This is a genomic window from Alsobacter soli, assembly GCF_003004785.1.
GTDB lineage: Bacteria > Pseudomonadota > Alphaproteobacteria > Rhizobiales > Beijerinckiaceae > Alsobacter > Alsobacter soli.
Map to the genome: position 1 here is coordinate 216,393 of NZ_PVZS01000003.1, position 12,539 is coordinate 228,931.

The following is a 12,539-nucleotide window of genomic DNA, read 5'->3' on the forward strand; positions in this document are numbered from 1 at the left end:
GCTCAGCCCCGGGCCATGGCGTACATGAAGATGGCGAGCAGCACGTTCACCGCCCAGAATGAATCGAGCCGGTCCAGCACGCCGCCGTGGCCCGGGATCAGATGGCTCGAGTCCTTGGCCCCGAACCGGCGCTTCATGCTGGATTCGAGCAGGTCGCCGCCCTGGGACAGCACCGCCGCGAACAAGGTGAGCGCGACCAGCGCAAGGCCGCCGAACTCCCACCCGAGGCCCCAGCGCGTGCGCGCGAAATGCACGACGGCGAGCCCCGCCAGGGTTCCGCCTGTGACGCCGCCGATGAAGCCGGACCACGTCTTCTTGGGGCTCACGCGCGGCCACAGCTTCGGCCCGCCGAGCGTGCGGCCGACGAAGAAGGCGGCGACATCCGTCACCCACACGACCGCGAAGACCCACAGGATCGCGACGAGCCCGAAGGCCGGGTCGCCACGCAGGTCGATGGGCACGATCGCCAGCACAGCGGCGTAGAGCACGCCGACGCCCGCCCACACCCGATTCGTGGGCGCGACCGCCATGGCGATCAGGCCCGCAACGGCGGGAGCCAGCCACGCCTGCGGCGACGGCAGCGGCGACGTTTCGGCGACGACGCCCGCGAAGGCTATCGCCAGCCCGCCGACGGCCCACGCCAGCGTGCGCCGGCCGCCTGACAGGCCCACCAGAGTGAGCCATTCGCGAAGGCCCAGCACGGCGGCCAATGTCCACAGCAGCCCGAAGGACCAGCCGCCCTCCCATGCTGTGACGAGCGCCAACGCGGCGAGCGCGATTCCGGAGATCACGCGAAGCAGCAGTTCGGAGGGGCCGCGGCGCGGCGTCGGGTCCGGAGCCCGGGCCGGCTCGCTCACCCGCCGGCTCCGACGCGCGCCGACAATCCGCCGAACCGGCGGTCGCGGCCCCGGTACTCGGCGATGGCGGCCTCGAAGGCGGCCCGGTCGAAATCGGGCCACAGCACGGGCGTGAACACGAATTCCGAGTAGGCGGCCTGCCACAGGAGGAAGTTGGACAGCCGCACCTCACCCGAGGTCCGGATCACGAGGTCGGGATCGGGAATCCCCGCCGTCCAGAGCCGGGCCGACACGGCTTCCGGCGAAATCGCGTCGGCGCTCAGGCGCCCCTCCGCCACGTCGCGCGCCAGCGCGGCGGCAGCCTCGGCGAGTTCCTGTCGCGCGCCGTAGTTGAACGCCACGACCAGGGTGAGGCCCGTGTTGTCGGCCGTGAGCGTCTCCGCCTCGGCCAACAGCGCCGCGATGTCCTCCGCGAGGCCCTTGCGCGAGCCCACGATGCGCACGCGCACATTGTTGCGGTGCATCTCGGCCAGATCGTTGCGGATGAACCGTTTCAACAGGCCCATGAGGAAGCTGACTTCCTCAGCCGGCCGCGCCCAGTTCTCGGACGAGAAGCTGTAGACCGTGAGATACCGGATCCCCAGGTCCTGCGCAGCCCGCACCGTCCGGCGCAGCGCCTCGACGCCCCGTCGATGGCCTTCGAAGCGCGGCAGCCCGCGAGCAGCCGCCCAGCGCCCGTTGCCATCCATGATGATGGCGACGTGCGCGGGAGCGCCTGCGGCCCCACCCGCGTCCGCGGCAGGGCTCTCGAGGGCCGTCTCTGTCATGGAGACCATCGGCGCTTTCCTCATGCCGTCCTCAGACGTGCATGATCTCCTTTTCCTTGGACGCCAGCGCGGCGTCGATCTCGGCGATCGTCTGGTCGGTGGCCTTCTGCACCTGGTCGGACTGCCGGTCGAGGTCGTCCTTCGACATGTGGCCGTCCTTCTCCAGCTTCTTCAGGAGGTCGAGGCCGTCGCGGCGGACGTGCCGGGCGGCGACGCGCGCCTCCTCGGCGTATTTGTGGGCGACCTTCACCATCTCCTTGCGGCGCTGCTCGTTGAGCTCGGGGATGCGGATGCGCATCACCTGGCCTTCCGTGGCCGGGTTGAGGCCAAGGTTCGAGTCGCGGATCGCCTTCTCGACGGCGTTGACCATGCCACGATCCCAGACCTGCACCGTGAGCAGGCGCGGCTCCGGAACGTTGATGGTCGCGACCTGGCTGATCGGCATCAGCGCCCCATAGGCGTCGACCTGGATCGGGTCGAGCAGAGTGGGCGAAGCGCGGCCCGTGCGAAGGCTCGACAGGTCCTTGTGGAAGGCCTGCACGGCGCCGGCCATGCGACGCTTGATGTCGGCGAGGTCGAATTGCGTACTCATCGTGACACCCGGATTCTTCTTTGCCGTTACGGATGGGCTTACGCCCGCATCTGCCGAGGTTCAAGGCCCGAGGCGGACGGAGCCCGCGAATGGTCCCATTCGAGAGGCGTTCCCCTCATCCGGCGCTCCGCGCCACCTTCTCCCCGTGCCGGGGAGAAGGGAAGAACGGCGCCGTCGCGCGCCCCTCTCCCCGGCACGGGGAAAGGGTTGGGGTGAGGGGCCTCAGGGCGTCACCCTGGTTGCAGGGGCTTCACCCTTCAAGATGGCCGTGATCGCCCCGGGACCGTGGGCCGAGCCCACAATGATGGGCAGGCGGTTCTCTCGCGCCAGGGCGAAGGCCGCCGTGTCCATGACCTTCAGGTCGCGCTGGATGGCCTCGTCGTGCGACAGCACGTCGAAGCGCGTCGCGTTCGGGTCCTTCTTGGGGTCGGCCGAGTAGACGCCGTCCACCTGTGTCGCCTTCAGCACCGCGTCGCAATTGAGCTCGATGGCGCGCAGCACGGCGGCCGTGTCCGTGGTGAAGAACGGGTTGCCAGTGCCGCCCCCGAGCACGACCACCCTGCCCTTCGCCAGGTGATGAAGCGCCGGCTGGCGCGCATAGGTTTCGCAGATGGACGGCATGGAAACCGCCGACATCGTGCGGGCCGAGGCGCCCACGTTCTCCAGCGCGCTCTCCAGGGCGATCGAATTCATCACGGTCGCCAGCATGCCCATCGCGTCGGCGGTGGCCCGGTCGATCCATCCTGCCGCGCCCACCTTGGCGCCGCGGATCACGTTGCCGCCGCCGATCACGACGGCGATCTCGAAGCCGGCGTCCGCCGCCTGCTTCAGGTCCTGCGAGAGCGTCGTCAGCGTCTGCGGGTTCAGCCAGTAGCCGTCTGCGGCGATCAGAGCCTCGCCGGAAAGCTTCACCAGAACACGTTTGCCGACGATCATGCGCTATCTCCGCGAAAAAGGGCTCCCAATACAAGAACGGCGGCGCTGGGCGCCGCCGTTTGTTCGAAGCCGATCAGGCCTGGCCTGCCGCGGCGGCGACTTCCGCCGCGAAGTCGCTTTCCTGCTTCTCGATGCCCTCCCCGAGGGCGAAGCGGTGGAAGCCCTTGATCGCAATCGGCCCGCCGACGCGGCCTTCGGCCTCCTTTACGGCCTGGGCGACCGACTTGCCGCCGTCGTGGACGTAGGCCTGGTCGAGGAGGCAGACCTCCTTGTAGTACGTCTTCAGGCCGCTCTCGACGATCTTCTCGAGCACGTGGGCGGGCTTGCCGGCGTTCTTGTCGGCCAGCACGGCCTTCTCGCGCTCCAGCACCGCCGGATCGAGGCCCGAGGCGTCCAGGGCCTGCGGGTTCGAGGCGGCGATGTGCATGGCGAGCTGGCGGCCGAGCGCAGCGAGTTCGTCGGTGTTGCCGGTGGACTCGAGGGCGACGATCACGCCGATCTTGCCGAGGCCGGGAGCCACGACGTTGTGGATGTACTGGCCGACCACGCCATGGGCGACCTGCAGCTCGGCGGCGCGGCGCAGGGTCATGTTCTCGCCGATGGTGGCGATGGCGTTGCTGATGGCTTCCTGCACGGTGGCCTCGCCGCCCGGGTAGTGCGTGCCCAGCAGCGCCTCGACATTGGCCGACTTCTCGAGAGCCACGTCGGCGACCGTGCGCACCAGCGCCTGGAACTCTTCGTTGCGGGCCACGAAGTCGGTCTCGGAGTTCACCTCGACCACCACGCCACGGTTCTCACGCACCGCGACGGCGACCAGGCCCTCGGCGGCGACGCGCCCGGACTTCTTGGCGGCCTTGGCCAGACCCTTCTTGCGCAGCCAGTCGATAGCCTGCTCGACGTCGCCGCCGTTCGCCTCGAGGGCGGCCTTGCAGTCCATCATGCCCGCGCCGGTCTTCTCGCGCAGATCCTTCACCAGAGCGGCGGTGATCGTAGCCATGGTTCACCTTTCGATCGATCATGTGAAAACACGGGAACGGCGACCGCTCCCGTGATCGACGACGCCGTAGGACGCCGCCCGTCAATTCCTGCGCCGGGCCGCAGGGTGACCACCCAATGGGGCGATCATCCGGCGGCCGGCAGGCTTTCTTACGCGGCTTCGAGGAGCGAGCGAGCCTGGGCGACCCAGCCATCGCGCTCGATGCGGCCGTTGAGCTTGGCGGCCGAGTCCACCTTGGCGACGTCGTCCGGGGTCATGGCCGCGAACTGCCAGTAGTGGAAGAGGCCGGTCTCGTTCAGCTTCTTCTCGAGCTGCGGGCCAACGCCCGTGAGCTTGGTCAGGTCGTCGGGCGCGCCGCGCGGGGCGGCCAGCAGCTCGAAGGCCTCGCCCGTCGGAGCAGCGGCGTCGGCCGTCTCGAGGGCCTCCTCGACCGGAGCCTCGGACTCGCCGATGTCGATGCCGAGCGCGCCCTGGCCGCGCGAGATGCCGTCGATGGCGGCGCGCGAAGCGAGGTCGCAGTAGAGCGCGATGGCGCGGCCGGCGTCATCGTTGGCCGGAACCGGGAAGGCGATGCCGTCGGGGTTGCAGTTCGTGTCGACGATGGCGGCCACCGGGATGCCGAGGCGGTTGGCCTCCTGGATCGCCAGCTGCTCCTTGTTCGTGTCGATCACGAAGATCAGGTCCGGCACGCCGCCCATGTCCTTGATGCCGCCAAGGGCGCGCTCGAGCTTCTCCTTTTCGCGGGAGAGCATCAGGCGCTCTTTCTTGGTAAGGCCCTGGGCGCCGCCGGCCAGGATCTCGTCCACCTTGCGCAGGCGCTGGATGGAGCCGGAGATCGTCTTCCAGTTCGTCAGCATGCCGCCGAGCCAGCGGGAGTTGACGTAGTACTGGGCCGAACGCTTAGCCGCGTCGGCGATGGAGTCCGCCGCCTGGCGCTTCGTGCCGACGAACAGCACGCGGCCGCCGCGGGACACCGTATCCGAAATCGCCTGCAGCGCGCGGTGCAGCATCGGCACGGTCTGCGCGAGGTCGATGATGTGGATGTTGTTGCGGGTGCCGAAGATGTACTGCTGCATCTTCGGGTTCCAGCGGTGAGCCTGGTGGCCGAAGTGGGCGCCGGCCTCGAGGAGCTGGCGCATGGAGTAATCGGGCAGAGCCATGGTCGTGTTTCTCCGGTTGAGCCTCCGCGGACAAGTGAGCCGGGAGACCTCTCCCGGGCACCGGAACGGCCGAAGCCGATAGATCCGCGTGTGGAATGCGCGCGCTTATAGTCGGGGCCTTCGCGAAGCGCAAGCGCGCGGGCGGCCCCAACCGGACGGCTTGCCTAACTGATCGGCGCTTCTTTCGCCGTCATCCCCGGCCGGAGCGGCGCAGGCTGGGGCCACTTTACCGTCCTACCTTTGAAATTCAGCAACCGACCTCCCATATGCTGCGTTCGTGGGCATCGTGCCCATGGAAAGGCCCTTTTGGTAGGACCATGACGACACTCAAGACCTCGCGGCGCGGCCGCGTCCTCTTCGCCGCTGCGGCGATCCTGGCGCTCGGCCTCGGAGCCGCGGAGGCCCGGCCCGGCGGCGGCGGCAGCTTCGGCAGCCGCGGATCGCGCACGTTCTCGGCCCCGCCGGCCACAACGACGGCTCCGCGCACCGCCGCCCCCATCGAGCGTTCCATCACCCAGCCCGGCCAGCCCTCGTTTGGCCAGCAGGCCACGGGCGCGACGCGTCCGGGCGGCTTCTTCCGGCCGGGCTTCGGCACGGGCCTGCTGGGCGGACTGCTCGGCGCCGGCCTTCTCGGCGCCCTGTTCGGCCACGGCTTCTTCGGCGGCCTGGGCGGAATCATGTCGTTTCTGGGCCTGCTGCTGCAGCTGGCGCTGGTGTTCTTCGTCGTGCGCTTCGCCATCAACTGGTTCCGCTCGCGTAACGCGCCTGCGGCGGCCGGCGCGGGCGCTGGCGACGCCGGCTACCAGCGCAGCGCGCTTGGCGGCGGCATGGGCGGTCTCGGCGGGTCCGGGATGGGCTTCGGCGGCGGCCAGCCGCAGCCGGCTCCGGCCGGGACGCCGATCGAGATCGGCCCGCAGGACTACGCTGCTTTCGAAAAGCTGCTCGGCGACGTCAACGCCGCCTGGGACGCCGAGAACGAAGGCCTTCTGCGCCGCTACACCACGCCCGAGATGGCGAGCTACTTCGGCCAGGAGCTGGCGGACAATGCCCGAAAGGGCCTGCACGACCGCGTGAAGGAGGTGAAACTGCTCCAGGGCGACCTGGCGGAAGCCTGGCGCGAGGGCTCGGCGGACTATGCGACCGTCGCCATGCGCTTCTCCGTGGTGAACGCTCTCTTCGAGCGCGCCAGCGGGCGCGTGGTGGAAGGCGACCCGACCCGGCCGCAGGAGGTCACGGAGATCTGGACCTTCCGCCGCGACCCCGGCGATAGCTGGAAGCTGTCGGCGATCCAGCAGCAGGGCTGAGCGCCCCTTCAAGAGAACTGAACGTGAAATGGCCGGGGCTCGCCCCGGCCATTTTCGTTGCGACGCGCTCAGTCGCCGCACGCCTCAGTCCCGGACACCGTCATCGTCGGCCGGAGCGGCGAAGCCGCGGAGGGGAAGGGGATCCAGGCGACTGGGCCGCGGCTCTGAAGTCCCGGTCAGACCTCCAATAGACGGCGCGGCAAGCATTGCGCGCACTGCCCTGGATCCCCTTCCCGCGCCTTCGGCGCGCCGGGGATGACGGCGGAGAGGGCCCGCGCCGTGGCGGCCAAGGCCGGACCTTTTCCAGCCATGGGCGCGCCGCCGGGGATGACGGATTCGCCTTACGCCAGCCCGAGCATCAGCTTCAGGTTCTGCACCGCCGCGCCGCTGGCGCCCTTGCCGAGGTTGTCGAGCCGGGCGACCAGCACGGCCTGGCTCCGCGTCTCGTTGCCGTAGACGCGCAGCTCCATCCGGTCGGTGTCGTTCAGCGCCTCCGGCTCCAGCTTACCGCCGGCGACGCTGGGGTCCGTCGACGGGATCACCGACACGAGCTCCGAGCCCGCGTAGCGGGCCGCCAGGACCTCCCAGAGGTTCTGCGGCTTGGGCGAGCCCTTCAGGGTGTCGAGATGCAGCGGAATGCTGACCAGCATGCCCTGCCGGAAATCGCCGACCGACGGCACGAAGATCGGCCGCCGCGTGAGCCCGCCATAGCGCTGCAGCTCGGGGAGGTGCTTGTGCTCCAGTCCCAGGCCATAGAGCTCGAATGCAGGCGCCCGGCCAGCCTCGTAGGCCTCGATCATGGACTTGCCGCCGCCGGAATAGCCGCTGACGGCATTCACCGTGACAGGGTGGTCGGCCGGCATGAGCCCGGCATCCACCAGCGGCCGGATCAGCGCGATGCCGCCCGTGGGGTAGCAGCCGGGATTGGCCACGCGCTTGGCCTGCCGGATGGCGTCCGCCTGCCCGGGCGCAAGCTCGGCGAAGCCGTAGGTCCAGCCCTCCGCCACGCGGTGGGCCGTGGAGGCGTCCAGCACGCGCGGCGCGGCGTCGCCCAGGGAGGCGGCCAGCGCGGCGGATTCCTTGGCGGCGTCGTCCGGCAGGCACAGGATCACGGCGTCCACCCGTGACATCAGGTCCATGCGGGCGGCCGGGTCCTTGCGCCGCTCCGGGTCGATGCTGCGCACCTCGACTCCGGCCACGCCCTGGAGCCGCTCGCGGATGCCCAGCCCCGTCGTGCCGGCCTCGCCATCGATGAATACTGTCTTGACCATGACGGATCCCCTGCCCCGGCGCTCAGCCGGCGGATGCTCGAACAAAAAAGCCGCGCTCGATGGCGCGGCCGTGACGTCGGAAGCCAGCAAGGCTCATCGTCGCGCACGCCGCGGAGCGGCCGCACGTCGCAGGGCGGTGAGGATGAGCGCCGTCGACATACGGATTGCATGCCGCAGGCGCCCCGCCCTGTCAACCGCGCGGCAGCGCCTCCAGGAAGCGCGCCGCCTCGCCCGTGGAAGGACCGACCAGTTCGCCCTCCCACATCACGCGGCGGCCGCGCACCACCGTGCCCACAGGCCAGCCTGTGACCTGGACGCCATCATAGGGCGTCCAGCCGCACTTCGAGGCGATCCAGGCGTTGGTGATGGTCTCCCGCCGCTTCAGGTCCACGATCGTCAGGTCGGCGTCGTAGCCCGCCGCGATGCGGCCCTTGTTGGCGAGCCCGAAGATGCGGCACGGGCCCTCGCTGGTGAGGTCCACGAAGCGCTGGAGAGAGAGCCGCCCCTTCGCGACATGGTCCAGCATGGTGGGCACGAGCGTCTGCACGCCCGTCATGCCGGAGGGCGAGGCCGGGTAGGGCTTCGCCTTCTCCTCCAGGGTGTGCGGCGCGTGGTCGGAGCCCAGTACGTCGACGACGCCCTGCTCCACGCCCCACCACAGGCCGGGATGCACGTCCTTGCCGCGCACGGGCGGGTTCATCTGCACCAGCGTGCCAAGGCGAGCATAGGCCTCGTCGCCATCGATCGTCAGGTGGTGCGGCGTCACCTCGACGGTGGCGACGTCCTTGTGGCCGGCCAGGAAGCGCATCTCCTCCGCGGTCGAGATGTGAAGGACGTGGATGCGGGCGCCGGTCGCGTGCGCGATCCGCACCAAGCGCTCCGTGCAGCGCATCGCCACCTCGGGCGAGCGCCAGACCGGGTGGGAACGCGGATCGCCCTCGACCCGCAGGTCCCTGCGGGCGCGCAGCATCTCCTCGTCCTCCGAGTGGAACGCCGCCCTTCGGCGCGTGGCGGAGAGAACCGCCGTGACGCCCGCGTCATCCTCCACAAGCAGCGAGCCGGTGGACGATCCCATGAACACCTTGATGCCGGCCGCGCCCGGGAGGCGCTCCAGTTCCGGGATGTCGCGTACGTTCTCGTGCGTGCCGCCCACCCAGAACGCGAAGTCGCAATGCATGCGATGCGTCCCGCGCCCCACCTTGTCGGCCAGGGTCTCGGCCGTGGTGGTCTGCGGATTGGTGTTCGGCATCTCGAACACGCACGTCACGCCGCCCATGACCGCCGCGCGGGAGCCCGTCTCCAGGTCCTCCTTGTGGTCCAGCCCAGGTTCGCGGAAGTGCACCTGCGTGTCGATCACGCCCGGCAGCACGTGCAGCCCCGTGCAGTCCACCCGCTCCCCGGCGGACGCGCGGGACAGGTCGCCAAGGGCCGCGATCCGTCCGCCCCGGACGCCGACGTCGCGCACGCCGGCGCCGTCCTGGTTCACCACGATTCCGCCCGCGTAGATGACGTCGAAGGACTCTGACATGGTGAGGCTCCCGGTTGCGGCTTGATCCGCCTGCTGCGGCACATACGTAAGCCCGGCGCCCGCCGCAAGCCGCCAGCGTCCGTTTGAAGGAGTTTCGCCCATGCCCTCGGCCCATCTTACCGACCGCGGCGTCATCCGCGTCACCGGCGAGGACGCGCGCAAGTTCCTGGACGGGCTCGTCACCAGCGACATGGACAAGGTGGCCGTGGACCGGGCGCGCTACGCCGCCCTGCTGACGCCCCAGGGCAAGATCCTCGTCGACTTCATCGTCGCGGAGGCGGACGGCGAGCAGATGGGCGGCGGGTTCGTGCTCGATTGCCCCCGGGCGCTCGCGCCGGATCTCGCGAAGCGCCTATCGACGTACAAGCTACGCGCCAAGGTCTCCGTCGAGGACCTGTCGGACACGCTTGGCGTCGTCGCCTACTGGGGCGGCGACCGAGGCGGCGATGGCGCCGGCGTGCTTTATCCCGACCCACGGCATACGCAGCTGGGTGACCGCCTCGTCACCGACGCGGCGCGCGCTCCCGACCTCGCCACGGCGACCGCCGAGGATTGGCGCGCCTGGCGCATCGCGCTCGGTATCCCCCACGGCGGCCAGGACTTCGCCTATGGCGACGCCTTCCCGCACGAGGCGGACATGGACCAACTCGGGGGCGTGGACTTCGACAAGGGCTGCTACATCGGCCAGGAGGTCGTGTCCCGCATGCAGCACCGCGGCACGGCCCGAACCCGCATCGTCCCGGTGGCCTTCGACGGCGGCTTCGCCGCGGAGGAAGGCTCGGAAGTGATGGCCGGCGACAAGGTCGCGGGCCGCATCGGCTCCACCGCCCCCGGCGGCCGCGGCCTGGCATCCGTCCGCCTCGACCGGATCGAGGACGCGCTGGCAGCCGGCGCCCCCGTGACCGCCGGCGGCCTGCCGATCCGGCTGGTGAAGCCCGACTGGGCCAGCTTCAAGGCGCCGGGGGCCGAGTAGCCGTCATTGCGAGGAGCGCAGCGACGAAGGCTCCTTGCATTGACGGTGAAGCAGCCCCCTGCCCTCCGCGCGAATCCTGGGCTAAGAACAGGCCATGAACGCGCACCTGATCACGCACGACGACGGCAAGACGCGCTGCTCCTGGCCCGGGGTGGACCCGCTCTATGTCGCCTACCACGACACCGACTGGGGCGTGCCGGAGTTCGACGACCGGGCGCTGTTCGAGAAGCTGATCCTCGACGGCTTTCAGGCCGGCCTGTCCTGGATCACCATCCTGCGCAAGCGCGAGAATTTCCGCGCCGCCTTCGACGGCTTCCGGCCCGAAGCGATCGTCCGCTACGGCCCGGAGAAGGTCGAGGCGCTGATGGCGGACCCGGGCATCATCCGCAACCGGGCGAAGATCGTCTCCACCATCGGCAGCGCGCGCGCATACCTGGAGATCATGGAGAAGGGCTCGTTCTCCGACTTCCTCTGGAAGCACCTCGATGGCCGGCCGCAGCAGAATGCGCCGCGGGACCGCAGCGACGTTCCCACGGAAACAGAAACCGCCCGGCGGATGTCGAAGGAGCTCAAGCAGGCCGGCTTCAACTTCGTCGGCCCCACCATCGTGTACGCCTTCATGCAGGCGGTCGGCATGGTCAATGACCACTACGTCGGCTGCTTCCGCCACGAGGAGGTGAAGGCGCTGGGGGCGAAGCTGTGAGCAACGCGCACAAACGTCTCCCCCGTCATCCCCGGCGCGCCGAAGGCGCGGGAAGGGAATCCAGGGGCGGCGCGCGCACATCTTCGACAGTTCGTCTGACCGGCGCGCGCGGGCCTTCCCTGGTTTGCGCCACCCAACGCTCGCGCCAGGGCCCCTGGATCCCCTTCCCCTCCGCGCCGTCGGCGCTCCGGCCGGGGATGACGGGGAGCGTTCTCGGTCGGCAGGGCGGCGCGCGACGAACTCTTCGCCGTGATTCCGCCAATCGCGAAAGGCCCGCCCATGCCGCCGCGTGAGACCGCCCCGCGGGCGTGGCAGCGCATGCTGTCGGGGCGCCGGCTCGATCTGCTGGACCCCTCACCGCTCGATGTCGAGATCGAGGACATCGCCCATGGGCTCGCCCGGGTGGCGCGCTGGAACGGGCAGACGCGCGGGCCGCACGTGTTCTCCGTCGCCCAGCACTCGCTGCTGGTGGAGGCCATCGCGGGCGCCATCGACCCTGGTCTCACCCATGAGGCCCGGCTGCTCGTCCTCCTCCACGACGCCCCGGAATACGTGATCGGCGACATCATCTCGCCGTTCAAGGCGGTGCTGGGCGACGGCTACAAGGGTATCGAGAACCGGCTCTTGTCGGCGATCCACCTGCGTTTCGGACTCCCGCCCGCCGCCCCCAAGCCGGTCGCCGTCCTGGCGAAGACGGCCGACAAAGCCTCCGCCTACCTGGAGGCCACGCGACTGGCCGGCTTCGTGGAGGCCGAGGCGGCCAAATTCTTCGGCAGGCCCGCGGCCATGCCGGACGACGCGGATGAGTTCCTCCAACCCTGGACCGCGGGCGAGGCGGAGGACCGCTTTCTGGCCCGCTTCAGACGCTTGGACGAGGCAAGGACAGGTGGCGTGTGAGCGAAACGGGCCTATTGTGAGCGCCGCAGACCGGAAACAGCATGCCCGCCATCCACGTCACGCCCCTCTCCCGCCTTCATGAGACCGTCGAGGCCTGCGCCGCCAGCCACGTGGTGACGCTGATCAATCCGGCCACGCCGGTTCAGCGCCCCGCCGCCATCGCGCCGGAGCGCCATCTCTTCATCGGCGTGAACGACATCGTGGACCCGCTGGACGGCCACATCCTGCCGGCGGACGCCCATGTGGAGCAGCTGCTCGCCTTCGCTCGCGCCTGGGACCAGCAGGCCCCCATGGTGATCCACTGCTGGGCGGGGGTCAGCCGCTCCACGGCTGCCGCCTTCATCACGGTCTGCGCGCTCAGGCCGGAGCGGGACGAGGCCGCCACGGCGAGGCTTCTGCGCGAGCTGTCGCCATCGGCGACTCCCAACGCGAAGCTGGTGCGGATCGCAGACGACCTCCTGGGTCGGGGCGGCCGGATGGCGGACGCGGTCGCGGCGATCGGGCGCGGCGCCGACTGCTTCGAGAACACCCCCTTCCGCTTTCCCCTGGACTGA

13 protein-coding genes are annotated in these 12,539 nt (G+C 70.0%); 5 read left to right on the forward strand and 8 right to left on the reverse strand.

All coding sequences use genetic code 11. The annotated features are described in order from the left end of the window. Positions 1-2: 2 nt before the first annotated feature. The 6 genes from SLNSH_RS04040 to SLNSH_RS04065 form a co-directional block, all read right to left on the reverse strand. Positions 3-857, reverse strand: coding sequence for a phosphatidate cytidylyltransferase (locus tag SLNSH_RS04040; RefSeq protein WP_158266668.1), 855 nt, complete (start codon positions 855-857; stop codon positions 3-5). Beyond that, the gene (locus SLNSH_RS04045; protein WP_245422039.1) at positions 854-1,624 is read right to left on the reverse strand and encodes an isoprenyl transferase; all 771 of its coding nucleotides are present in this window, start codon (positions 1,622-1,624) and stop codon (positions 854-856) included. Before SLNSH_RS04045 ends, SLNSH_RS04040 begins: the two co-directional genes overlap by 4 nt. Before the next feature lie 31 nt (positions 1,625-1,655). After that, on the reverse strand, positions 1,656-2,216 hold the full coding sequence (gene frr / locus SLNSH_RS04050) for a ribosome recycling factor (RefSeq protein ID WP_106335373.1): 561 nt from the start codon (positions 2,214-2,216) through the stop codon (positions 1,656-1,658). A gap of 222 nt (positions 2,217-2,438) precedes the next feature. Next, positions 2,439-3,152: a UMP kinase gene (gene pyrH / locus SLNSH_RS04055; RefSeq protein WP_106335374.1), complete on the reverse strand. Its 714-nt coding sequence runs from the start codon at positions 3,150-3,152 to the stop codon at positions 2,439-2,441. Between the two features lie 73 nt (positions 3,153-3,225). After that, on the reverse strand, positions 3,226-4,149 hold the full coding sequence (tsf, locus tag SLNSH_RS04060; RefSeq protein WP_106335375.1) for a translation elongation factor Ts: 924 nt from the start codon (positions 4,147-4,149) through the stop codon (positions 3,226-3,228). A gap of 149 nt (positions 4,150-4,298) precedes the next feature. Beyond that, positions 4,299-5,309, reverse strand: coding sequence for a 30S ribosomal protein S2 (locus SLNSH_RS04065; protein WP_106335376.1), 1,011 nt, complete (start codon positions 5,307-5,309; stop codon positions 4,299-4,301). 317 nt (positions 5,310-5,626) lie between these two features. On the opposite strand from SLNSH_RS04065, the gene SLNSH_RS04070 reads away from it, so the two are divergent. Continuing rightward, positions 5,627-6,613 carry a Tim44 domain-containing protein gene (locus SLNSH_RS04070; RefSeq protein ID WP_106335377.1) on the forward strand — a complete coding sequence of 329 codons (987 nt, stop codon included), beginning with the start codon at positions 5,627-5,629 and terminating at the stop codon, positions 6,611-6,613. 341 nt (positions 6,614-6,954) lie between these two features. Here the strand turns inward: SLNSH_RS04070 and argC are convergent, their stop codons facing one another. Continuing rightward, complete coding sequence (gene argC, locus SLNSH_RS04075) at positions 6,955-7,884, reverse strand: N-acetyl-gamma-glutamyl-phosphate reductase (protein ID WP_106335378.1); 930 nt, start codon at positions 7,882-7,884, stop codon at positions 6,955-6,957. Positions 7,885-8,074: 190 nt separating this feature from the next. Next, complete coding sequence (locus SLNSH_RS04080; RefSeq protein ID WP_106335379.1) at positions 8,075-9,412, reverse strand: dihydroorotase; 1,338 nt, start codon at positions 9,410-9,412, stop codon at positions 8,075-8,077. A gap of 100 nt (positions 9,413-9,512) precedes the next feature. Here SLNSH_RS04080 and ygfZ point away from each other — a divergent pair, with 100 nt between their 5' ends. The 4 genes from ygfZ to SLNSH_RS04100 all read left to right on the forward strand — a co-directional run bounded on the left by ygfZ (position 9,513) and on the right by SLNSH_RS04100 (position 12,539). Then, positions 9,513-10,385, forward strand: a complete 873-nt coding sequence (gene ygfZ / locus SLNSH_RS04085; protein WP_106335380.1) for a CAF17-like 4Fe-4S cluster assembly/insertion protein YgfZ — start codon at positions 9,513-9,515, stop codon at positions 10,383-10,385. Positions 10,386-10,479: 94 nt separating this feature from the next. Next, positions 10,480-11,088 carry a DNA-3-methyladenine glycosylase I gene (locus SLNSH_RS04090; RefSeq protein WP_106335381.1) on the forward strand — a complete coding sequence of 203 codons (609 nt, stop codon included), beginning with the start codon at positions 10,480-10,482 and terminating at the stop codon, positions 11,086-11,088. A 279-nt stretch (positions 11,089-11,367) separates the two neighbouring features. Beyond that, the gene (locus SLNSH_RS04095; RefSeq protein ID WP_106335382.1) at positions 11,368-11,985 is read left to right on the forward strand and encodes an HD domain-containing protein; all 618 of its coding nucleotides are present in this window, start codon (positions 11,368-11,370) and stop codon (positions 11,983-11,985) included. Positions 11,986-12,026: 41 nt separating this feature from the next. Next, complete coding sequence (locus SLNSH_RS04100) at positions 12,027-12,539, forward strand: tyrosine phosphatase family protein (RefSeq protein ID WP_106335383.1); 513 nt, start codon at positions 12,027-12,029, stop codon at positions 12,537-12,539.

Excerpts from the sequence above, each read along its gene's own strand:
- SLNSH_RS04045 (WP_245422039.1), bottom strand. The coding sequence starts at position 1,624 with ATGACAGAGACGGCCCTCGAGAGCCCTGCCGCGGACGCGGGTGGGGCC.
- frr (WP_106335373.1), bottom strand. The coding sequence starts at position 2,216 with ATGAGTACGCAATTCGACCTCGCCGACATCAAGCGTCGCATGGCCGGC.
- pyrH (WP_106335374.1), bottom strand. The coding sequence starts at position 3,152 with ATGATCGTCGGCAAACGTGTTCTGGTGAAGCTTTCCGGCGAGGCTCTG.
- tsf (WP_106335375.1), bottom strand. The coding sequence starts at position 4,149 with ATGGCTACGATCACCGCCGCTCTGGTGAAGGATCTGCGCGAGAAGACC.
- SLNSH_RS04065 (WP_106335376.1), bottom strand. The coding sequence starts at position 5,309 with ATGGCTCTGCCCGATTACTCCATGCGCCAGCTCCTCGAGGCCGGCGCC.
- SLNSH_RS04070 (WP_106335377.1), top strand. The coding sequence starts at position 5,627 with ATGACGACACTCAAGACCTCGCGGCGCGGCCGCGTCCTCTTCGCCGCT.
- argC (WP_106335378.1), bottom strand. The coding sequence starts at position 7,884 with ATGGTCAAGACAGTATTCATCGATGGCGAGGCCGGCACGACGGGGCTG.
- SLNSH_RS04080 (WP_106335379.1), bottom strand. The coding sequence starts at position 9,412 with ATGTCAGAGTCCTTCGACGTCATCTACGCGGGCGGAATCGTGGTGAAC.
- ygfZ (WP_106335380.1), top strand. The coding sequence starts at position 9,513 with ATGCCCTCGGCCCATCTTACCGACCGCGGCGTCATCCGCGTCACCGGC.
- SLNSH_RS04090 (WP_106335381.1), top strand. The coding sequence starts at position 10,480 with ATGAACGCGCACCTGATCACGCACGACGACGGCAAGACGCGCTGCTCC.
- SLNSH_RS04095 (WP_106335382.1), top strand. The coding sequence starts at position 11,368 with ATGCCGCCGCGTGAGACCGCCCCGCGGGCGTGGCAGCGCATGCTGTCG.
- SLNSH_RS04100 (WP_106335383.1), top strand. The coding sequence starts at position 12,027 with ATGCCCGCCATCCACGTCACGCCCCTCTCCCGCCTTCATGAGACCGTC.